Annotated in this window: 23 protein-coding genes and 1 riboswitch; of the genes, 10 read left to right on the top strand and 13 right to left on the bottom strand. The window is 39.0% G+C overall.

Features of this window, described 5'->3' with window-relative positions; translation table 11 throughout:
• Window positions 1-54: 54 nt before the first annotated feature.
• Both EXM22_RS13785 and EXM22_RS13780 read right to left on the bottom strand, forming a co-directional pair.
• Window positions 55-864 carry an IS3 family transposase gene (locus EXM22_RS13785; protein WP_246157022.1) on the bottom strand — a complete coding sequence of 270 codons (810 nt, stop codon included), beginning with the start codon at window positions 862-864 and terminating at the stop codon, window positions 55-57.
• A gap of 23 nt (window positions 865-887) precedes the next feature.
• A complete protein-coding gene (locus tag EXM22_RS13780; protein WP_168203513.1) occupies window positions 888-1160 on the bottom strand; it encodes a transposase in 273 nt (90 codons plus the stop codon).
• A 548-nt stretch (window positions 1161-1708) separates the two neighbouring features.
• Between EXM22_RS13780 and EXM22_RS13775 the strand changes: the two genes are divergently transcribed.
• From EXM22_RS13775 to EXM22_RS18595, 4 genes are all read left to right on the top strand, one after another.
• Window positions 1709-2161, top strand: a complete 453-nt coding sequence (locus tag EXM22_RS13775; protein ID WP_149487080.1) for a GNAT family N-acetyltransferase — start codon at window positions 1709-1711, stop codon at window positions 2159-2161.
• 274 nt (window positions 2162-2435) lie between these two features.
• Window positions 2436-3974, top strand: coding sequence for a transposase (locus EXM22_RS13770; protein ID WP_149487079.1), 1539 nt, complete (start codon window positions 2436-2438; stop codon window positions 3972-3974).
• Between the two features lie 290 nt (window positions 3975-4264).
• Window positions 4265-4453: a hypothetical protein gene (locus EXM22_RS13765; protein ID WP_149487078.1), complete on the top strand. Its 189-nt coding sequence runs from the start codon at window positions 4265-4267 to the stop codon at window positions 4451-4453.
• Complete coding sequence (locus EXM22_RS18595) at window positions 4450-4722, top strand: type II toxin-antitoxin system RelE/ParE family toxin (protein WP_149487077.1); 273 nt, start codon at window positions 4450-4452, stop codon at window positions 4720-4722. The genes EXM22_RS13765 and EXM22_RS18595 overlap by 4 nt, the downstream gene beginning before the upstream one ends.
• 57 nt (window positions 4723-4779) lie before the next feature.
• Here the strand turns inward: EXM22_RS18595 and EXM22_RS13755 are convergent, their stop codons facing one another.
• The 5 genes from EXM22_RS13755 to EXM22_RS13730 all read right to left on the bottom strand — a co-directional run bounded on the left by EXM22_RS13755 (window position 4780) and on the right by EXM22_RS13730 (window position 10360).
• Window positions 4780-5991 carry an IS256 family transposase gene (locus EXM22_RS13755; RefSeq protein WP_149487894.1) on the bottom strand — a complete coding sequence of 404 codons (1212 nt, stop codon included), beginning with the start codon at window positions 5989-5991 and terminating at the stop codon, window positions 4780-4782.
• 87 nt (window positions 5992-6078) lie between these two features.
• Window positions 6079-7080 (bottom strand): IS3 family transposase, encoded by a 1002-nt coding sequence (locus EXM22_RS13750; protein WP_168203296.1) that lies wholly within the window; start codon window positions 7078-7080, stop codon window positions 6079-6081.
• Window positions 7081-7112: 32 nt separating this feature from the next.
• Window positions 7113-7601: a transposase gene (locus tag EXM22_RS13745; RefSeq protein WP_149487076.1), complete on the bottom strand. Its 489-nt coding sequence runs from the start codon at window positions 7599-7601 to the stop codon at window positions 7113-7115.
• A gap of 530 nt (window positions 7602-8131) precedes the next feature.
• Window positions 8132-8815, bottom strand: a complete 684-nt coding sequence (locus EXM22_RS13740; protein ID WP_168203512.1) for an integrase core domain-containing protein — start codon at window positions 8813-8815, stop codon at window positions 8132-8134.
• A gap of 1011 nt (window positions 8816-9826) precedes the next feature.
• Complete coding sequence (locus EXM22_RS13730) at window positions 9827-10360, bottom strand: hypothetical protein (protein WP_149487073.1); 534 nt, start codon at window positions 10358-10360, stop codon at window positions 9827-9829.
• 646 nt (window positions 10361-11006) lie between these two features.
• On the opposite strand from EXM22_RS13730, the gene EXM22_RS18245 reads away from it, so the two are divergent.
• The 6 genes from EXM22_RS18245 (at window position 11007) to EXM22_RS18590 (ending at window position 15074) form a co-directional block, all read left to right on the top strand.
• Entirely contained in the window at window positions 11007-11666 is a 660-nt protein-coding gene (locus EXM22_RS18245) for an ABC transporter permease (RefSeq protein ID WP_168203511.1), read from the top strand.
• Window positions 11663-12586, top strand: coding sequence for a glycine betaine ABC transporter substrate-binding protein (locus EXM22_RS18240; protein ID WP_168203510.1), 924 nt, complete (start codon window positions 11663-11665; stop codon window positions 12584-12586). Before EXM22_RS18245 ends, EXM22_RS18240 begins: the two co-directional genes overlap by 4 nt.
• 1 nt (window position 12587) lies before the next feature.
• Window positions 12588-13412: an ABC transporter ATP-binding protein gene (locus EXM22_RS13720; protein ID WP_149487072.1), complete on the top strand. Its 825-nt coding sequence runs from the start codon at window positions 12588-12590 to the stop codon at window positions 13410-13412.
• Window positions 13413-13444: 32 nt separating this feature from the next.
• Entirely contained in the window at window positions 13445-14305 is an 861-nt protein-coding gene (locus EXM22_RS13715) for an SDR family oxidoreductase (RefSeq protein ID WP_149487071.1), read from the top strand.
• Between the two features lie 375 nt (window positions 14306-14680).
• Window positions 14681-14932 carry a type II toxin-antitoxin system HigB family toxin gene (locus EXM22_RS13710; RefSeq protein ID WP_149487070.1) on the top strand — a complete coding sequence of 84 codons (252 nt, stop codon included), beginning with the start codon at window positions 14681-14683 and terminating at the stop codon, window positions 14930-14932.
• Window positions 14913-15074 carry a helix-turn-helix domain-containing protein gene (locus EXM22_RS18590; protein ID WP_210411493.1) on the top strand — a complete coding sequence of 54 codons (162 nt, stop codon included), beginning with the start codon at window positions 14913-14915 and terminating at the stop codon, window positions 15072-15074. Before EXM22_RS13710 ends, EXM22_RS18590 begins: the two co-directional genes overlap by 20 nt.
• A 131-nt stretch (window positions 15075-15205) precedes the next feature.
• Here the strand turns inward: EXM22_RS18590 and ribH are convergent, their stop codons facing one another.
• From ribH to EXM22_RS13675, 6 genes are all read right to left on the bottom strand, one after another.
• Window positions 15206-15688 carry a 6,7-dimethyl-8-ribityllumazine synthase gene (ribH, locus tag EXM22_RS13700; protein ID WP_281289875.1) on the bottom strand — a complete coding sequence of 161 codons (483 nt, stop codon included), beginning with the start codon at window positions 15686-15688 and terminating at the stop codon, window positions 15206-15208.
• Window positions 15689-15717: 29 nt separating this feature from the next.
• Window positions 15718-16941, bottom strand: a complete 1224-nt coding sequence (gene ribA / locus EXM22_RS13695; RefSeq protein ID WP_168203509.1) for a GTP cyclohydrolase II — start codon at window positions 16939-16941, stop codon at window positions 15718-15720.
• Complete coding sequence (locus EXM22_RS13690) at window positions 16938-17573, bottom strand: riboflavin synthase (protein ID WP_149487068.1); 636 nt, start codon at window positions 17571-17573, stop codon at window positions 16938-16940. The genes ribA and EXM22_RS13690 overlap by 4 nt, the downstream gene beginning before the upstream one ends.
• On the bottom strand, window positions 17558-18667 hold the full coding sequence (gene ribD / locus EXM22_RS13685) for a bifunctional diaminohydroxyphosphoribosylaminopyrimidine deaminase/5-amino-6-(5-phosphoribosylamino)uracil reductase RibD (RefSeq protein WP_149487067.1): 1110 nt from the start codon (window positions 18665-18667) through the stop codon (window positions 17558-17560). The genes EXM22_RS13690 and ribD overlap by 16 nt, the downstream gene beginning before the upstream one ends.
• A gap of 155 nt (window positions 18668-18822) precedes the next feature.
• Window positions 18823-18958: riboswitch (FMN riboswitch) on the bottom strand.
• A gap of 425 nt (window positions 18959-19383) precedes the next feature.
• Window positions 19384-20184 carry a response regulator transcription factor gene (locus tag EXM22_RS13680; RefSeq protein WP_149487066.1) on the bottom strand — a complete coding sequence of 267 codons (801 nt, stop codon included), beginning with the start codon at window positions 20182-20184 and terminating at the stop codon, window positions 19384-19386.
• Window positions 20181-21875, bottom strand: coding sequence for a sensor histidine kinase (locus EXM22_RS13675; RefSeq protein ID WP_168203508.1), 1695 nt, complete (start codon window positions 21873-21875; stop codon window positions 20181-20183). The genes EXM22_RS13680 and EXM22_RS13675 overlap by 4 nt, the downstream gene beginning before the upstream one ends.
• Window positions 21876-21946 lie beyond the last annotated feature (71 nt).

Here is a 21946-nt window from a genome sequence, read left to right as displayed (position 1 = left end):
TGAGCTTAATAAAGAAATATTTCGCAATTAAACCCTCTGACCTCACCCCAATATTCACCCAACAACAGATTTAGTTTTCAGCTTCTTTAGCTTACTCTCAAATTCTATTGGTGTCATTCCTTTCAACCGTTTTTGTGGTCTTTCATAGTTATATTCAGACCACCAATCTTCGATCTTTTCTCTTGCATCAGTAATAGATTCAAAATAATGGGAATTTAAGCATTCATTTCTAAATGTCCCATTAAAACTTTCAATGTAGCAATTATCCGTTGGTTTTCCAGGTCGTGAAAAGCTGATTTTTATTCCCTTTTCATAGCACCATTTGTCCAACTCTTTACTTCTAAACTCAGGTCCATTATCACATTGTAAAGTTTCAGGGTAGCCATGTTTTTCTCCTGCACGATCCAGTATTTCAGAAACATGCCTTCCATTGATGGAAAAACCAGCATGGATAATTGGTGATCTATTCGTTGTTGGATCAATGACTGTTAAGACTTTTAGTTTCTTATGATTTCCAACAGAATCACTTACAAAATCAATTGCCCATAGTTTACCTGGTGTTTTTGGAATGATCGCAGGCTCTCTATTCTCAGATGAAATCTTTTTCCTACGTTTCCTACTCTTTAATTGCAGCCCTAGTTCGTTGTAGATCCTCTCAGTGCGCTTATGATTAATAGCGATACTATTCTGTCGAAGTTTTAGATGGATCATTCCACAGCCATATTTAGAGTTGTTTTTAAGGATCTTATATATCTCTTTGATAATCTCACCATCATCATTAGGTTTTAAATCATAAAGATAAGTAGATCGAGGAATTTGAACTAAACGACATGCTCTTCTTATTGATAACCCGAAGTATTTCACAATATGCTTTACTGCTTCTCTTTTTACTCCGGGTCGCAGAACTTTTTTATGATTTCCTTTTGAGCCATATTATCCAGTGATAAATTGGCTACAAGCTTTTTTAGGTTTTCATTTTCTTGTTCAAGCTGTTTTAACCGGGCAACTTCTTTGGAAGTCATATCTGCGTATTTTCTCTTCCAAATATAAAAAGTATTTTCGCTGATTCCATATTCACGGGCAACGTCACTTACCTTTTTACCTAGTTTCTGTTCTCCCAGAATCTTTACGATCTGTTCTTCTGTAAATCTCTTTTTCATATCAGCCTCCATTGTATTTGTTGGCTGAAAACTAATCTATATTGTGGTACGATTTATTGGGGATAGATCAAGGGGACTGACGCTCTTATTGACGCCTTTTGAAATGTGATTGCTATTATTCCGGCATCAGTTTCATCCTGATCCGCACATTTAATGATGAAACTTTTCCATATTCAATTGAACTCTGATAAAAGGTGCATAAGTGCTTTTATGGAATATGAAAGCCAGGCTCTTATGTAATACAAGACAGCTTAATTATGCTACATCCTGTCGACTTTTCCATGCGAGTTGTGTCTAATCTTTTGGTGAGAGGTCCATTGAGCTAAATAGCGATTAATACTCACATTCAATTTATTTGGAGGTCTCTGTTGCATAAAGTCTCGGATTCCTATAATTTTCCTGTATCAAAGTCTGAGGAGGCAAAAGTGATGGTTATTAAATTAAATATATTTTTCTCGATCGTTTTAATGTCTGCTCGGATTACGCCTGTCAAATAGCCACGATCCGAAGTCACTTCTAATTTCAGCTTAACTAACTCAGGAGTTATAATGAATACTTCATTATCAAATCAAATAAATTTACGGGAAATTACCCCTGGAAACTGGCGGGAAATTTCAAAGTTACAAGTACATGAAAATCAAAAAGAATGGGTTGCAGAGCCAACATATTATCTTTGCTTGTGTAATTATGGCAAATTATGGAACCCTAAAGCCATATATTTAGAAGACACAATAGTAGGATTTCTAATGTGGGCTTTCGATGAAAGTGATAATAGCTATTGGATTGGGGGAATTACCATTGATAAAAACCATCAGAAGAAAGGTTATGGAAGAACAGCTATAATCGAAATTATTGAAGAACTGAAGAATACAAAGAATGCTACGTGCTTTGCTCTCTCATTTGCTCCGGATAACCCGGCTTCTAAACTATATAAAAGTATTGGATTTGTTGAAAACGGCGAATATGAAGATGATGAAATTGTTGCAAGACTAAAATCATGATATAAATTTTTTTGTTATTTAATAAAGGTGGTGCTGTTTCATCACCTTTTATTCCTCTATTTCAACTATTATGGGGATTTGTGCTGACATGCATATCTAGGTATTAATTTCCCGTTCCCAGAAAGTATATTTAATAATTATGAGGACTGGAGACTTAGGGTGCAGTGGATGGTTCCCCTGCAGCTTAATTAGCATGATGAGACTGTAGAAAAAGTCAACTTTTCAACAGCTCTCGAAGAATTTATGATAAAATTCTTAAAACGGGAGGGATCAAATGGCAAAGTATAAAGATTATTCTTATGAGCAAACCCTAATGATTCCAGTCAGCTTTGAGAAGCAAGTTTTACCAGGTACTTTTGAATACACACTTTGTCATTTAATTGATCACCAGATTGACCTTTCCATATTTGCCAACCGGTATGAAAATGATTATACCGATGCTCCGGCATATGATCCTGCCATACTGCTGAAAATCATACTTTACGCCTATTCCAAAGGCATTAACAGCAGTAGAAAGATAGCCCAGTTATGTAATGAAAACATCGTCTGTATGGCCCTGGCCGCAGATAGAAGACCCCACTTCACAACCATTGCCGATTTCATTTCAACGAGACATACAGAATGTGCTGAACTGTTCACCATGATTATCTCAGTCTGCTACACCCAGGGACTGATAGGAAAGAATATGTTTGCCATAGACGGTTGTAAGATCTCTTCAAACTGCTCCAAGGAGTGGAGCGGAACTAAGGCAGAACTACTGGCAAAAACAAAGAAAATAGAGAGATCAGTAAACTATCTTGTAGCCAAGCATAAGAGTACAGACACAAGTTGGGATGATCAGAAACAAAGGGAAAAAGAAGAGAAGGCTATTAAGAAACTGAAGGCACAGTCTGATAAAATCTTTGACTTTCTGGAGTCAAACGTAGAGCGTATGGGAAGTCAGAAAAAACCAATTAAAAGTAATATTATTGATAATGAAAGCGCTAAAATGTCTACAGGTCATGGCGTTCTCCAGGGGTATAACGGTATTGCCGCGGTGGATGATAAGAATCAGCTCATTGTCTGGGCAGAAGCTTTTGGGGACATCAATGAATCAGGACACCTCCCTGAAATACTGGAAGGAATTGATAAAACCTGTAAGAAAGCAAATATAGATGACGATATTTACGAGACTGTGACTATAACAGCGGATACTGGTTTTCATAACAAGAAGAACATGGATTTGATCCATGATAAAAAGATCGATGCCTATATCCCTGACAATCAGTTTAGGAAAAGAAATGTGACTTTCCAGGATGCCGGGAAATACAAAAAGAAGGTGCAGAACTGGAAACCGGAAAAGGGAAAGCATTACTTCAGTCCTGAAGACTTCTTCATGGATACAGTTACAAACAAGCTCATATGTCCAGCAGGGCATCCCATGTGGTTGAAATCACCCAACTTTAAAAGTAGTGATGGACGGTATGTTGGTCAGTCTTATCAGGGATATATTCATTTATGTAAAGACTGTGCTCTGCGCTCTAAATGCATCCGAAAAAAGAGTACGAAAGCCAGACAGGTTGCTATCCTGAAAGAGGTTCCTGATGGCAAAGGAAACATCCCTGTTGAAGTTATGAAAAACAAGATTGATACACCTTATGGTCGTTCTATTTATTCCAAGAGAATGAGTACGGTTGAACCGGTATTCGGTCATATTGCAGGTATCAAGAAACTAAATAGATTTACCCTGCGTGGAAAGCAGAAGGTGAACACTCAATGGCTGCTGTATTGTATGGTGCACAATATTGGAAAAATTAAGATTGAATGTGTATAGAATGAGGGTTGATATGGGATTCTGGTTAGAATGAATCAGTGGCATATGAAATCAAATGCAGAGGGTTTTTGATTGATTTCTCGATTGGATTATTTATTTGATAATAAATGTTGAGAATTGGTCAGTAATTATCAGGAAACGGAATACTGAGAATCGAGAGGTAGTTTTTCTACAGTCTCGTTATATTAGCCAATGCTATTCTAATGATTGCTCAGAGCAAGGATTTAAATCTATATTTCCTGTTAAAAATACTGTACTATAATTTATAGAGAGTATTATAGGAGATCAAATTGACGAAGCATGAATTGAAAAATATTTCAGATGATATTATCTCTCATCTTCCGGATGAAGTTTCATTAGATGATTTTATGCAGAAAATTTATGTTCGTCAGAAGATTGAAAAAGGTTTAACTGATGCTGATAATGGAAATCTATATACATCAGAAGAAGTTCGTAATAAGTTCAAAATCTCAAAATGAGAGTCTTTTGGTCTGCTAATTCGATCAAAGATTTAGAAAGCATCCATGCATATATTTCTAAGGATTCTTTATATTATGCGGATAGGCAGATAGAGAAAATTTTGAACTGTGAGAATGAGCTCACAAATTTTCCTTTTTCTGGAAGAATTGTTCCAGAGTATTCTGATACTTCGATTAAGGAGTTGATTGTTGATAATTATCGTATCATTTATAGAATTGAAGAAGATAGAATTAGCGTTTTAACAGTATTCCGGAATGTTTCAACATAGTTGTCACAACTTTTGATTTTTTTAGAGCCTGTAAAGTTTCCTGTGTAAATGCCTAACTTATTCATCTGTAAATCGATCTCCATATTCCAACTGAAATCGATTCATGGCAGGTTTCCATGCTCTTAGTGGCATAGTCCATTTTTTGGAGGCCTGCTGTATAGCCAAGTATACGATCTTAAATGCAGATTTGTCATTGGGAAAGATCTTCCGATTCTTGATCGCTTTTCGAATGACACTGTTCAAAGATTCTATTGCATTAGTGGTATAGATGATTTTCCGGATTTCATCTGGGTAATCATAAATTGCTATCAGATTTTCCCAATGTCTTTTCCACATTTTACTAATAGAGCCATACTGGCTATCCCACTTTTCAGCAAAATTATTAAGCTCTCTTTCTGCTTCATCCAGAGTGATTGATGAGTAGATTGCCTTCAAATCTCTAGCAGCTTCCTTTCGATCCTTGTATGAAACATATTTCAAGGAGTTCCTGACCATATGTACAATACAGAGCTGAATCTTTGTTTTAGGATAGACGGTATTGATAGCTTCAGGAAATCCAGTTAGTCCATCGACACACGCTATAAAGATATCCTGAACACCCCGGTTCTGGAGCTCTGTCAGCACAGAAAGCCAGAATTTGGCTCCTTCGTTCTCAGAGATCCAGAGCCCCAATAATTCCTTTATACCTTCAGTAGTGATCCCTAGAGCCAGGTAAACAGCCTTTTTGATGACCCGTTTGTCCTGATGTACTTTGACTACGATGCAATCCAGATAAATGATGGGATATAAGCTGTCCAAGGGGCGGTTCTGCCACTGTTCCACTTCTTCAAGAACAGAATCTGTTACCTGAGAAATAAGGGTATGAGAGACATCTACACCATATAAATCTTTAAGTGTCTCAGCGATATCTCTGGTTGTCTGGCCTTTGGCGTAAAGGGTGAGAATCTTCTGATCAAAACCTAGAAGTCTTCTTTGACCTTTCTTAACCATTTGAGGTTCAAACTCTGAGTCTCTATCCCGAGGTGTTTCTATTTCAAGTTCCCCTGAATCAGTTTTTACTTTCTTTGAATTGTAGCCATTACGGCTATTTTTTTTGTTGTGCCCTTTCCGAGAATGCTTTTCATAACCAAGATGATTATCCATTTCAGCATTTAGAGCTTTTTCAATTGTCAGCTTCATCAGCTGGCCAAGAGGATCAGCCAAGTCTGCCTCGGTCTTAACCCCTTTAGCCAATTCTGTGGCTAACTCATCCAAACGATCTTTGTCTATCATGATACTATTCATCCTAACTCCTATTGCCCTTTTTGGGCTATTCAGAATTAGGCAGTTACACAGTTTTATTTACAGGGTCTTTTTTTATGCTGAAATCAGTTGCTTCTTAGTCTCTAAAGATGGGTTCAGATACACATGTTTCTGATCCTCCCATATCTTTTGATCAGAACTCCACCTTTCAGGAGTTTTGCTAATTGCTTTTCTTATGACCTTATTCCTTTTCTCCATTATTTCTGAACCATCGCCACAGTGTCTTTGGGCTGGAGAAATATATGAGATTCCTGAATGTTTATGCTCATTGTTATACCAATTCACAAAATCTGCCATCCATACACGAGCTTGATGTATATCCTTAAAATACTTTGGGTATCCGGCCGTATATTTTAAAGTTTTGAACAAAGATTCAGAATAGGGATTATCATCACTGACTCTGGGTCTTGAAAAAGATGGGATCACTCCTAATGCATACAATGTCATAATCATGGTACCACCTTTCATGGGATTCCCATTATCAGAATGCAGCCTGATTCCTTCCAGTTTATGAATGATTTTTAACCTTCTAAACATTTGCTCGGCTAGCTCCGATGATTCAGATTCGTGTATCTCCCAACCAACAATTTTACGACTCCAGACATCAACGATCATATAGCAGTAAAGGAAGATTCCATTCACATCTGTTTTGAGAAAAGTAATATCCCAACTCCAAACCTGATTGGGGCCTGTAGCTGCCAACTCAGGAGGTTTATTCTGCTTTCTTGCAGGGTAACTTCTTTTTCTGTGGTGAATCATGTCTGCATCTCTCAGCACTCTGTAGAAAGTACTTACAGATGCTATATATACTCCTTCATCCAAAAGAGTTACAACAATCTGATATGGATTACAGTCCACAAATCTATCTTCACAGGCAATCCTGAGAATCTCTTGACGTTCATACTCTGCAAGCTTTCTTTTAACCTTTTTCACTGCTCCTTTTCTTTTGTCACCACAAGAAGAATCACTCCATCTATGATATGTCCGGACAGATATATCCATTACATTACAGGCTTCTGATCTTCTGGCTCCATCTGATATTGCTTCATCTAACAATGAAACTGCTAGATCTCTGAGATCCTGAGTAATTAATCGTCCTCGTCGTCCCCCAATAGAGCATCCACTTTTTTTTTAAGAGTTAGTAGGGCTGCCATTTCAGCCAGGGCTTTATCTTTACGAGCAAGCTCTTTCTCAAGCTTTTTAGTCTTTAGCTTCAATTGACGATTTTGTTCCTGGATGGTCTTTTCTTTTTCTGTCATAGACTGCCGCAGCTCCTGCTCCCAGAGGGATAGATGTTCACTGTGGAGACCATTCTTTCTAAGCCAATTTCCTATCTCATCTTTTGAAATTGATCGGCTCTCTAAGAGAAGGGACATCTTTTCTGAAATGCTCCTCCGATCTGGTGATAACTCTCCAGCAGCTGCATCCAGTGTACCATCTTTAGCCTTGGCAACCCAATTCCTAATTGTTTGATTTGAGATTCCTTCTTCCCGGCTTACCTGGGCAATAGACCTACTCTCAGGGGGCAGAACTTTCCGTAAAATGCTGTTTCGAAATCCTGTACTGTACTTACTCAATTGATGTTGTCCTCCATATTAAATACTGTGACAACTATCTTGAACTATAGGGTATTCCATGGTGCCAGACTCTTACCAAAAGAATGACGCCGATATTGACGCCCTTATTATATGAGTCCAGTAGCTTTATATGCGTAACGAACCCCATAAGCCATTATTATGCGGTAAGATATAGCACTATATGTACGGCATAAGGATGCAGCTCAAGTTCAAGTCCTTGTGGGCCCATGAAAAGACACTCGTTTGAGTGTCTTTTTTTTGGTTTAAACCCTTTCTGGATAGGGATTAGTCTGTTTGTTGTAAAACGGTCGTCTGCCATTGAAAGTGGACTGACGCCCGTAGTGACAATTTAATAAGCGAAAAGCAAATCAGGTAGAAAATGTTCCATCTTCATGGTGATTCAAGTTTTTTAAAATATGAATTTACAAATTTTCTGAATATATATTGCTGATAACCGGTTAATTGAAGGTTTCCTTCAATCTGAAGAAACACCTCTCCCATGACTAATGATGAAAGTTTTCCATATTAGATCAGCTGGCTCTGTAATAGTGGTGATGTAGACCGAAAAGTATGGGTGTTTTTATAATTTTCCCGGATATTTCTGGAGGATTGCCTTCTGGGATAGCATTGATACCTTGATGGGGGCAAAATTTATTATAATAATCCATGTATGATTTCAGGATATTCCTCAATTGCTTCTCAGAGAAGATAATAAACCAATCCAGGCATTCCTGATGAACTGATCTGATAAACCTTTCAGCATATGCATTTAAATTGGGAGAGTAGGGAGTCGTAGCAACTCCTTCGATTTCATATTCATGATATGGAAAGCATTTCAGCTCCCCGGAATTATCATGGATCAAATATGAATCAGGATATAACTCTTCAAAGTAGCTGAGCTGGTTTCTTAAAAAGAGGATGTTTGGATTCTGAGTAACATTGTAATGTACGATCTTTCGGCTCTTAAGCTCTATAATGAAGAAGACGTAGAATCTCTTGAATCTAAAAGTATCAACGGTGAAGAAATCACAGGCATAGAATGACTGCCAGTGAGCTTTCAGAAATCTGCTCCATGAGTAATTGGGCTTTATTTCTCCAGATTTCCGGTAATCCTGAATGACTTTTCTTATCGTCTCCCTGGATACATCGATAGATCTCTTCCCTAACTCATCTTGAATTCGCTTACAGCCCCATAGATAGTTGTCTATTTTCATATTCTTGATCAGGAGCTTCATAGCTTTGGTGATGGGAGGCCTGCCTTTCTTTCTGGTTTTGGTTTGTCATAAGTCCAGTAATCTTTAATGGCTCTCTTCCATCTGTACAAAACGGTTTCAGGTGTTACCAGTGTAAAATACTTACTTGCTTTTGGATTGCTGATGGAAATTGATCGAATAAACCATTTTTCTTGTATAGAGAAAGAGAGCTTTATATTCCTTTCATTGAAGTACCGTTTGTATCGTTGATTCTCCTGCCAGATCAGAGCAATTTTCGGGATATTTGACTTCATGTTGATGACATAAAAGAGAGCAGACTCAAGAAGATGAAACAATGATTTTAACTGCAGTATAATATTATATTCGGCATGCTAGAATCTGAATGAAATTACTGAAAATTATTTTGGCGGTAATTTATTGTTACTACAGGATATTATTGAAACAATATCAATGAACTAAACTGAAATTTTCAGCTTTCATAACTCTTCATCACCTTTCTTATATTCATCAAGAATCTCGCAGGTCAAAGGGATTAGAAACACGAAGCAAGCTATAAAAAAAAGAATACTTCCTACAATCGAAATGTAATCTTTACTTTTCATACCACTGATCAAGTATAAGACTGCACATAGTAGAAATAAGATCCATCCACATAATTGATATTTATGATTAGTTTTCAAAAGAATCATCTCCTAATCGTATTGGAACTTAAAGTGTAAAGATAAAGAATCAAGATTCCTATGTACTTGTTATCTCAAATAATATAAGTCCATTATTCCTTATAATCTTTAGCCGATCATATGACAAAAACAAAGGAAGAAGATAACAATATATCATCGTCAGGGATCTTTCAAAGGTAGAGAGCTTAATGATTTTTAAATAGCTTTAGCAAACACACCGGATCGGAACGAGATTTTCTTCCTTCAAAAACCAAGTTTATCTGTATCTCCGAGCAAAAAAAAGCAGCAGAGACTTGCGATCTCTGCTGCTCACAAAAGAGGTAATCTAAAATTACTTAGCTGCTTTTGCAGCTTTGATGATCATTCCTAAATAACCTTTAGTATCCGCAAGAGTAGCACCAGATACCGCATCGACTACTTTTTTAGCATCCTGATTAGCAACACCTTCAATTTCAGCGATTGTTTTTCCTACGACGAAAGCTTCGATAGCTGCATAGTTGTCAGCAATTGGCACAGTAGCACCAGCTTTCTCTGACATGTTCTTGCTATAAACAGCGCTGTCAATTTTTTTAGAAACTAAAACCTGACCTTCAGCAAAGCCTTTTCCAAAATAATTTTCTTCACCTTCAATGAAAGAGTTAGGAACACCAATGAGATCATCACTAGCACCTTGAAACTGGAACTCATCAAGATTGGCAGAGATAATGGTATCTCCTGACATAACAACAACAGCAGTACCAAAAGCATAGTGCCCATGGGGCGCATCAATGATATAACCAGTTTTAATATCAGAAGTATTAATATCTCCGCCACAAGACATAAGAACCATAGAAACAACAAACAACATTACAATAATTTTTTTCATAAAATTAAATCTCCTTACCTATATGAATAAATAAATATTGAAACAATTCAAGACATTTTTGCAAAAAAACTCATTATTTATGATGGAATCTGTACTAATTCTACCAAAATTAAAAGCTCCTATATCTTTCTCTCTATTTGATAATGATCGAATAAGAAATTTCTCTGGCTTTCTAAGTATCCAGCACTGCTGAAACAGCGAATATGAATATATATTGAACCGCTGTACGGTGGTGCAACCTGAAGAGAGATTCTCAATCATTTTTATGCTGATTTCAGAAAATATTTACGAAAGACTATATTCAGTTTATAGAATGTTGTATCTCTCAGAGTATGGATTTGGAAATAATCAGAATATCCTAATGCTAAGGCAACCCAACGAAACTGAATGTCAATGTTTTTTTTGCCAGTATTTAATGAGTCAATTGCTACAGAAAAAGTATTTCACAGGATCTTTATCAGACTGAATTGTTCAGGATGAAACAGGTAATAAAATCAATAATTGGGATTATCATGGGTTTGTTTTTATCGAACAACTATATAAAAAAAATTAGAAGCTCCTAATATTTAGTATTTCTGTAGTAATAAAAACTTGACTATTAAAGCATTTGAGATGAAGTTTTATTGATGAATATAAAGGATGATGTATGATTCGGAGTGTTTTTAAACTTTACGTAGACCGATGGGAGTTTTTTCTTGATCTATTGCTGCAACACATCGGTATCACGATTATAGCTGTTTCAATCATCACTATGCTGGGCTTTATTATTGGTATTCTGATGACAAAGAACGAAACCTTTGCCGTCATTATGCTTACCATAACCAATTTTCTTTATACCATTCCATCGATAGCACTTTTCGGATTTCTGGTAACAATAACGGGGATTGGAAATAAAAGCGCTGTTATTGCCTTAATTCTATATGGTTTGCTTCCCATCATCCGCAACACCTATGTTGGAATCAAGGAAGTGGACCCACAGGTTATAGAATCGGCTGTTGGAATGGGGACAACTGAATGGCAACTGCTTTTCAGGATAAAGTTGCCCTTAGCACTACCTGTCATTATCACCGGTTTTAGAACCATGGTTATCATGACAATCTCACTCGGAGGTATTGCTTCTTTTATAGGAGCGGGTGGTCTTGGAGTGGCCATCTACAGAGGTATCTCAACATATTTCCCAGAAATGATTATCGCCGGTAGCCTGTTAGTTGCGCTTTTGGCCATAATCACAGATTGGTTCCTGCAACTTGAAGAAAAGAAACTAAGGATAAGGGTTTTCGGGCCTGAAACAAAGGATAAAAAATGAAAAAGAAATTAGCCTTAATCGTGACTTTGATTATAATTATTTTACTGAATGGATGTATCGGGAAAAATAAAGTTGCTGATGATGCATCAAAATCTACAAAAACAAAGAAAATAGTCCTTGCAAGTAAGCCGATGACAGAGCAATTCATTATTGCTGAAATACTTAAAGTCTTAATCGAACAGGAAACAGATATTGAAGTGGAATATAAAGAAGGTATAGGCGGCGGTACATCGAATATTCATCCTGCAATGAAAACGGGTGAAATTGATCTTTATCCAGAATATACGGGAACCGGGTGGATGTTTGTTCTTGGGCAGCCGCTGATTAACGATCCTGTTGAACTTTATAAAGCAGTTAAAGAAGGATACAAGGATTCATTCGCTATTGTCTGGAGTGAACTCTACGGATTCAATGACACTTTTGGTATTGCTATGAAACGCAAACTGGCTGAAGAAATGGATATTAAAACTTATTCAGACCTAGCAGCTAAAAGCAAAGAATTAACCTTCGGTGCAGAACATGATTTTTTTGAAAGAGAAGATGGTCTACCTGGAATTGTCGAAGTATATGGGTTTGATTTCAAAAAAGAGGTAGGTATGGATATAGGTCTTAAATATCAGGCTATCGGTTCTGATGAAGTAGATGTTATAAATATTTTCTCTACAGATGGACGACTAAAGGAATATGATATGACAGTTCTTGAAGATGATCTAAATTTCTTTCCATCCTACTATTGTGCAACTTTAATCCGACAGGAGACACTGGATACTTATCCTGAACTTGTTGATGTTCTTGATCTGATGACTGGTCTGATTAACAATGAGGAAATGACCAACATGAATTATCAAGTTGAAATTGAGAAATTGGAAGCTTCTGAGGTTGCGCGAAAGTTCCTTACAGACAATGGACTTCTGAAATAAAATGATAGAAGTTAGAAATGTTTTTAAATCTTATGACGGTAGTACTTCGGTGCTAGATGGTTTGAGTCTTGATGTGAAAGATGGGGAGTTTGTCACTCTGTTAGGGCCTTCGGGCTGCGGGAAAACAACTCTTCTTAAAATGATTAACAAACTGATACTCTGTGACAAAGGCAATATCAAGTTCAAAGGTAAAAACCTGGAAGCATGGGATACGATCAAGTTAAGAAGAAGTATAGGATATGTCATCCAGCAAATTGGGCTTTTCCCTCATATGAATATTGAAGATAATATTGGGTATGTTTTATCACTAGAAGGGGTGAAGACCGCCGAAAGGCATGAAAAAGCGGTTGAACTGATTGAACTTGTTGGTATGGATCGCGATATGTTGAATCGCTATCCTACAGAGCTTAGCGGCGGTCAGAGTCAGAGAGTGGGAGTCGCAAGGGCTCTTGCTGCAGATCCTGAAGTTGTATTGATGGACGAACCCTTTGGAGCAGTGGATGAGATTGCCAGAACTGCCCTACAGGATGAACTTCTTGCTCTCCAGAAAAAGCTGGGTAAAACTATTCTTTTTGTTACCCATGATATACAGGAAGCTCTAAAACTGGGTTCTAAGATTGTCCTGCTAAAAGATGGAAGAGTCGAGCAAGCTGGCACTAAAGAGGCCCTTCTCTTCGAACCTGCATCAGATTTCGTTAAAAATTTTTTAGGCCTTAAAGGATTTAAAAGTATACTAAATGAGGGAATCATGAATGAAATTTATGAAAAAGTGGTCTCTGAACATAAAACGATGGATGAGGTATACAGCAAACTTCAGGAGATATAATTGAGCATTCCCCATCCGAAAGGAGGATTCTAATGAAAATAGCAGTAACAGCGGCAAGTGGTAAATTAGGCTCAGAAATAGTCAGAGCCGTTTCTAAATTAATATCAAAAGAAAATGTAATCGGGTTGGCAAGAACCCCGGAAAAAGCAAAGGACCTAGGTATTGAAATCAGACCAGGTGATTACAATGACAAAAACATTTTAGAAAAATCTTTGCAATCTGTGGATACATTGTTATTAGTATCCGGAATGGATGCTCCAGAAAAGCGCATAGAACAGCATCGAAATGTTATAAAGGCTGCAAAAAACAGCGGAGTGAAGAAGATTGTTTATACGAGTGTGCAGGGAGCAGAAGAAAATACTGCCTTTTCTCCTGTTGTCCAGAGTAACCGTCAGACTGAACAGGATATTCGGAATTCTGGGATGGATTGGGCCATAGGGCGCAACGGGATTTATATCGAACCTGATATTGAGTATATTGAAATATATAAGAAACTTGGCGGGATATTTAATTGTGCCGGGGATGGTAAATGCGGTTATACCACACGTTCGGAACTTGCTTATGCTTATGCAAAAATGTTAACTGAAAATAAACATAATAATCAGACTTACAACCTCCATGGAGAAGCGCTTACTCAATACCAACTTGCAGAATACATGAATAGTGCTTTTGGACTAAAATTGACATTTACCTCTATGACAGTGGAGGAATACCGGCAGGACAGGATCGCTGAATTAGGGGAATTTATGGGTTCAGTTATTGCAGGGATTTATCAGGGGATTCGGGAAGGAAAAGCTGATAACCCGAGCCATTTCAATGAAGCTGCAGATAGAGAACATCAAAGCTGGAAGAGTTACTTTAACAATATCCAGCAAAATATAATAAAACAATGAACCAGGTTTCCTGATGCAGTCAATGGCGAAATCCCCTATTGACAATTTAATATGCGAAAAGCAAATCTGGTAGAAAATGATCCATCTTCATGGTCTTAGGTTAGTTTTTTGCATCTCTAAGCACTTGAGTGCAACAATGATAGTGCTGGTCTGATAAGACTTGCTTCTTCTTAATCGTACCGGAATTGTTGTCGATTACAGCATCAAAAATCTTGTTAATACCCTGATGCATTCTCTGATAATTATAATATTCTAAAATAATCTTTCAGATTTATTTCTAAAAAACAGCAGAAAAAGAACCTAAGCTTCCCACGGAGAATTTTTTGTTCTTTACATGAGTGCGCAATATGCGACAGTTTGTGTAAGGGAGTTTCAGTGACTATCATCAAGCGTAAGACAGTTGAGGAATATATCAGTTCATATCCATTAGCTGAGGCTGGACTTAGAGGGTGGTTTATAGTCAATCAGAAATCGACCTTCAGCAATATTCTGGAGCTTCGAAAGGCTTACCCGTCTGCTGATAATCTTAAGGGATCAGATTACATCTGCATCAACAGCAAAAAAGATGCTAAAGCTGTTCAGCATCTTCTGGAACTGACAGATCGAATTGAAGCTGGAGAACCATGATCATAAACAGGGTGATCTCACAGATGTTGCTTCCCGGACGATTATTAATGAGATCTTAAATGGTAAGAGGGAGTTAAACCTCGGGCATATCAGAAGACTCTCTGATAAGTATGGTGTATCTCCTGAGCTTTTCATAAACTAATCCTCGGGTTCATAATACAGTAGAACTGTAGATAAATGGAAAAGACAGTTGACCTTTATTACAAATAAAAAACCGTAGAATGGTAGTTTCCATCCTACGGTAAAGTCTGAGCTAATTTCTCAAAAATCCTATTATATTGACACCACTAGATTCCGCTTTAATGCAGCCATTTCCAAACAGCTAATGGCTGCTTCCCAGCCTTTATTACCACCCTTGGAACCAGCCCGCTCTAAAGCCTGCTCCAAACTGTCACAGGTAAGAACACCGAAACCTACAGGCAGACCCTTATCAAGGGACACCGACGCGACCCCTTTGGAGACTTCAGCCGATATATATTCAAAATGGGGAGTTCCTCCCCTAATAACAGCCCCAAGACAGATGACTGCATCAGGGTTTTCCTCTGTTGCCCAGGCCGCCCCCAGGGGAATCTCAAAAGCACCTGGAACACGTATAACTTTTATGTTTTCCTGCTTAACACCATGACGTATAAGACAATCAATAGCTCCCGATTCCAAACGGGATGTGATGATATCATTAAACCGGCTGACCACGAGGGTAAAAGTCAGCCCCTCTCCACTTAAATTTCCTTCTATAACATTCATAGTTTCACTCATAGCATTTACTCCTAAATTTTCTTATATTGTCAGGTCGAAAGATGGCCCATTCTTTTCTGTTTCGTATTTATATACTTATGATTTTCTTCTCCTGCCTCGATCAGCAGGGCTACCCTTGTAACCTGAAAACCTTCTTCTTCCAGCTGGCTTATCTTATCGGGATTATTTGTTAGCAGTCTGATCCTAGTTAACCCTTTTTCCTTCAGATAATTAGCAGCCGTTTTATAGCTTCTGCTATCAACCTTAAATCCTAACTTTAAATTAGCATCTAGAGTATCTAGGCCGGCATCTTGCAGATGGTAGGCCGCAGCTTTTGCCTTTATACCGATCCCTCGGCCTTCCTGACGGAGGTAGATAAGATACCCTTCACTTTCACGGCTGATCAATTCTTGAGAGAGCGCCAACTGGCGGCCGCAATCACAACGGCTTGAAGCAAAAAGGTCTCCTGTCAGGCACTCAGAGTGAATCCTCACAAGGGGACCATCTGGATGGGATGATGCAGATTTATTCTGACAAACAAGACAAATATGCTCCCCTCCTGTTGATTTATCCCCTTTCGCAGGGTTGAGGAATTCCATATAAAAACGGCCTCTCTCCGTGGGAAGACGAACCGGCTCTAGGCTTATCTCCGGATGTTGTTTCTCCTTCCAACTGATTAAATCTTCTATTGTCAGGATTCCAAGATCCCACTCTGCGGCCATTTCAAGCAGTGTGTCCCAGCGGGCCATCCTACCGTCGTCATCCATAATTTCACAAATAACAGCAGCCCCTTCTAAACCTGCTTGACGGCAGAGCTCCACTGTTGCTTCAGTATGTCCCTGTCTTGAATCTAACCCACCTTCTGCTTCCATGATGGGGAGCAGGTGCCCTGGACGGGCAAAATCTCCAGGTTGACAGTCTAGAGAAGCTAACCTTTTCAAAGTGGTCGATCGATCGAAGGCGGATATACCGGTGGTACAGCCTTCAATGGCATCCACGGGGGTACAGAACTTTGTATTGTGCAGAGCCCCAGGACCATCGTTCGTATCAAGTGGAATCAATCCGGCCCGTTTACAGAGACTCTTTTCCAGAGCACAGCAGATTAATCCCTTGGCTTTGGATGCCATGAAGTTTACTAAATTCGGATCGGCAAAACGGGCGGCACAAACCAGGTCCCCTTCATTCTCTCGGTCCTCATCATCCGTCATAATTATCATTCCGCCAGCGGCAATGATCTTTATTGCTTGTTCAACAGTCAGTCTTCGCTTGTTCATACATATCCCCATTCAGCCATACGGCTCATCGTAATTGATTCTTTGTTCTGCCCTGTCATCACTTCCTGATACCGAGCCCGCAGGAGACAATCACTCTCCAGGTTGATAAGCTCTCCCAATTTTTTCTGTTTCAGAATAGTCCTCTCGAGAGTCTCTCCAATAAGCTGTACAGAAAAAAAGTTTGATCGAAGCTCGGCAATTGTGAGACTCACACCATCGAGAGCCACTGATCCCTCAGGAATCAAGCCCTGTCTGTTAACGGGCAGAGCCACCCTTAGCTCAACTCCCTTTCCCCAGGGAGTTTTTCCAAGAACCCTGACAACTTCCGAGACATGTCCCTGAACAAGATGACCATCCAGGGCGCCATCTATGCGGAGAGCCTGTTCCAGATTGACCGAGGATCCTGTCCGGAGCCTCGGAAGAGCCGTTTTATTCAGAGTCTCGTAGTAGCATTCCACTGTAAAGACAGATTCTTTATCTTCTTTCACGGTTAAGCAGACCCCGTTGACCGCGATAGAGGCGCCCTGTGTCAGGCGCTTATCAAAATTATGGCTGATGCGAAAAGACAACCCTCCGGGAATAGGACGTCTAGCAACCAGAGTTCCTATACACTCAATCAGACCGGTAAACATGTTAAAGCCTCCCTATAGCCGTTGAACATTACATCATTACCACAACGAGAAGATGTCATATCACGGAGTTTCAGCTTTGATGCTACAGTAGAAACCTCCAGTCCATCTGAAAAAGGGATTCCCTCTCCCAGTAGAATAGGTGCAACGAAAAGTGTCATCCTGTCCCACAGTCCGTTTCGGAGAAAGGAACCAAAGGTTTTTGATCCCCCCTCCACAAGGAGACGATGAATGTTTTTTTTCCTCAGATCAGAGAGGACATGTGGAAGGGAGAGCCCTTTAGAGTCTCCAGGAACTGGACAGAAGTGGACATCACTCTTAATATTCTCCGGGATAAGACAGCACTGATTATGATAGATATGCACCTGACCTCCCTCTTTCTGCCATCCTTCGGGAATTTTGCCCCGGGAATTCAGGAAGATGCGGGCAGGTTGTCTACCGGGAGATATCTTATTTTCACCATCGCGAACGGTTAGGGAAGGTAAATCTGTAAAAAGAGTACCTCGGCCCGTAAGTATCCCATCAGACTGGGAGCGAAAGTGCATGACAGTGTCTCGAGATTCAGCACTGCTGATCCACTTGGACGTTCCATCAGAGGCGGCTAGAAATCCATCGAGAGAGATGGCCGCTTTGAGATGAACATAGGGACGTTCTTCCCTGATAAGGGTTTCATAGACCCTGTTCAAGCGGGCCGATTCTTCTTCCAGAACTCCAGTAAGAACCGAAATACCATGGTCGCGAAGTTTACTTATTCCTCCTCCGGCAACACTGGGATTCGGATCGACTCTTGCTATGACAACGCGGGAAATTCCCGCCCGGATAATTGCATCCGTACAGGGAGGATTATGTTTCCCTTTCCCGCTGTGACAGCATGGTTCCAGTGTGACAAAGAGGGTAGCGCCGATTGGATCACAAAGACAGTTAGCCAATGCGGCAGCTTCCGCATGAATAGCACCATAACGCTCATGCCAGCCCTTTGCTAAGACTTCTCCATCTCTGACTATTAAGGCTCCCACCATAGGATTCGGGAATACCTTATCCCAGCCCCTCTTTGCCAGTTCAAGAGCCTCTCTCATAAAAACTTCATCTATTTGCATAAGAATGCTCCTTTTCCGGAGCTTGAATTGACTAAAAAGACGGGAATAGGGAAATTTGTTTTTCACCCGGATTCCAAAAGATAATGGGCGGTTGAAGAACAAAAAAAATACCCCGGACAGATTGGACCTGTCCGGGGCATGGTTATCCACTTTACCTTACTCTTCTCTCGTCCAGACTATACTGTCGGCACTGGAATCTCACCAGTTCAACCAGCTTTTCAGCCGGTTCGCGGGCTTTAACCGCCGGTAGGGAATTGCTAATAACAAGCTCACCCTGCCCCGAAGAATCATGTTTGAAAACAAAATTAGTGAAGAAATGATCTTTTGTCAAGTAGCAGACCTCACTTCAATATTTCAATAAAATAGTTACAAAAACAATTTAAAAATGATTTCATACATTGCCATATCCTGTTTTGTAGCTTTTGCCCATCGGGCGAGAATCTAAGCACTACTCCTGTATTCTTTTTGGTGAAATCCACCAGGAAAACGTTTATAAAATATGGTCATAATCATTTCAGGAAGAGGATTTAGTTTAAATCGTATAAAACGGTTGTTCTTTTATAAGAGAAGGCTGGGACATGGTGTAATCCCTCCCCATTTCTGAAGGGCATCATTTGCAGAATTGTCTAAACATTTCGTATTTTCATCCGTTTCTCTGTATTCAATGATTTGTGGCTTTTTTGGAAACTTGGAAAATCAGGCTTAGAAATAGACGGTCATTCTTCAGACATATACCTATTCTTGAATGTAATCGGAGACACACCAATTTTCTTTTTGAATATGATTCCAAAGTATTTGGGATCATTATATCCAACTTTCTCAGAAACTTCATAAATCTTGATATGGTGATCTTTTAAAAGCTCAATTGCCTCCCGGATTCTATAGTCGGTAAGATATTCAATAAATGTATATCCCATATAGTTCTTAAATAACCTACTCAAATAGCTTTCACTAATTTTCAGTTCCAGAGCTGCATCTTTAATGCTAATATTCTCACTGAAATGAGCTTCTATCCATTGCCTGGCTTTCACAACATATATTTGTCTGCTGTCATACTGTGCGTCGAAGCCTGCTTCTTTTGCCAGAATTCCTTTTCCTTCCTGAATTAACCGGTTTTGATCCCGTTGTTTTGTCATGTTACGCTTTTCTTCAATTTGTAGAATGACTCTTTTGATTGTGTCATAAAAGTCATCGTCATCGATGGGTTTAAGTAGGTAGTCTCTGACGCCTAATTTTATGGCTTGCTGGGCATAAGCAAAGTCGTTATATCCAGATATGATGATATATTCCGTATCGCAGACTCCATCCAGTTTCCTGAGCATTTCTATACCATCTAAAATAGGCATATTGACATCTGTAATCACAATATCCGGTTTTAATTTTTTTACCAGTTCATAACCTTGCAATCCGTCGCCGGCTTCACCTATCACCTGACAGCCAAGTTCTGCCCAGGGGGTTGTTACCACCATCCCTTTTCTGATGTAGGATTCATCTTCAACGATTACAACATCAATCACATAATCTCTCCTGTCATAGTTTTCGGCATGGTTATGACCACCTCGGTTCCGCCAGAATGACTGCTGATTCTTACACCAAAATCATCACCAAAATACATCTTTATTCGCCTGTCTACATTATAAATTCCAATATGGTGTTCTGGTCTTTCAAATGTCAGCTCTTGGATTTCCTGTTCTGTCATTCCTAATCCGTTATCTGAAATCCTAAACTCAATAAACTGGCTTTCACTGTTTCCGTCAGAAGATCGGGATTTATTAAACTGACCGGTAATTGTGATGATGCCATCGCTTTTATTTGTTTTACCAAATCCGTGTATTATGGAATTCTCAATAAATGGTTGAAGTATGAGTCTTGGAATTCGATAATCCATCAGAGCTTCATCTATATCTGTTATTACTTCAAAACTATTATTGTACTTGATTCTTTGTATTGTCAAATAGCTGTTTATAAATTCAATATTATTGCGGATTGTTAAGAATTCATCAGCGCTGTCAATTGAAAAGCGAAGTAGTCGGGCTAGATTGGTCACAACACTGATTGCTTCTGGCTGATGACCCAGTTTTACACTCCATTTTATAACATCCAGAGTATTGTAAATAAAATGAGGTTTTATCTGGGCTTGTAGCATTTTGATTTCCACTGTCCGTAATTGTTTTTGTTTTTCAATGACCTGATTCATGTAAATGTTAAGCCGGTCAAGCATCTGGTTGAAATATTTTCCAAGTTCGCCAATCTCATCCCGATTTCTTAAATTTGCTCGTATTTCTAAAGCGCCTTTCTCTACTTCACCCATAACGCTTATAAGCTCTTTAATGGGGCTGGATATTGATCTGGCTTGTGCGTTGGCAAGGATAATTGACACAAGTAAACTAAAGAGGCTTCCGCCAACAATGATCAATGTAAGTATGCGGTTAAAAGAATGGAAGATATTTGATGAAACGTTGACTCTGGTCACCGTTTTCAATTTCTTATCTCTGTATTCAAGATTAAGAAATGTACTGTTTCCTATCAGGCTATCTATGGGGTAGTGGTTCCCAATTTTTTCCAGGTCTAGATATTTGGCTTGCTGGAATTTTCCTTCCATTTCACTATTAATCGAATCAAAAAGCGTATATCCGTTTTCATCTAATAGTACCATATGATTAGACAGGCCAGAATTAAACACTTTGGCTTCTTCAAAGAGGACCTGTCTGGACATTTCCACCAGAATGTAACCGGTAGGCGAACCTGCCTGATCATAGAGTTTGCTTCCCAAACTGATGATGGTCTTTCCTTCACGAGAATAATCCATTTCCTGCAGGTAGATGACTGGGTCATTTGTCTGACCTTCGATTTCTCTGAAAACCCCCCATTTGTTCATCAATTCAGCCTTATAGCTTTCTGGAAAGTCGGATGTTGAGAAAACTCTACTGCCGTCTAAGTTCGTCAAGTGTACAATAGGCTTTATTACTTCACCTTCAAGAGCATCATACATAATTTCATAGATTTCATTGTTGTCTGTCTCTAATCTGGAGGCTGAGTTCAGAGACTCACTAGTCTTCAATCCATTTTGAATTTGCAGAAGAATATTTTCATATGCCGATACTCTAACATGAATCTTTTCATGAAAAGATATGATGCTGTTCATCGTCTGCTCGTTAAGAGTTCTATTGATGAAATTCAATGAAAATCCATACATCAAACCGCCCATTATAATTAAGGGTAGAATGCTGCATAGAATGTACGTAATGTAGAGCTTCTGAAATATTGGAATTCGGATTT

This window comes from Oceanispirochaeta crateris (assembly GCF_008329965.1).
Lineage (GTDB): Bacteria > Spirochaetota > Spirochaetia > DSM-2461 > DSM-2461 > Oceanispirochaeta > Oceanispirochaeta crateris.
Note: the sequence above shows the minus strand (reverse complement) of the source record. Positions and strands in the feature narration are given on the sequence as shown.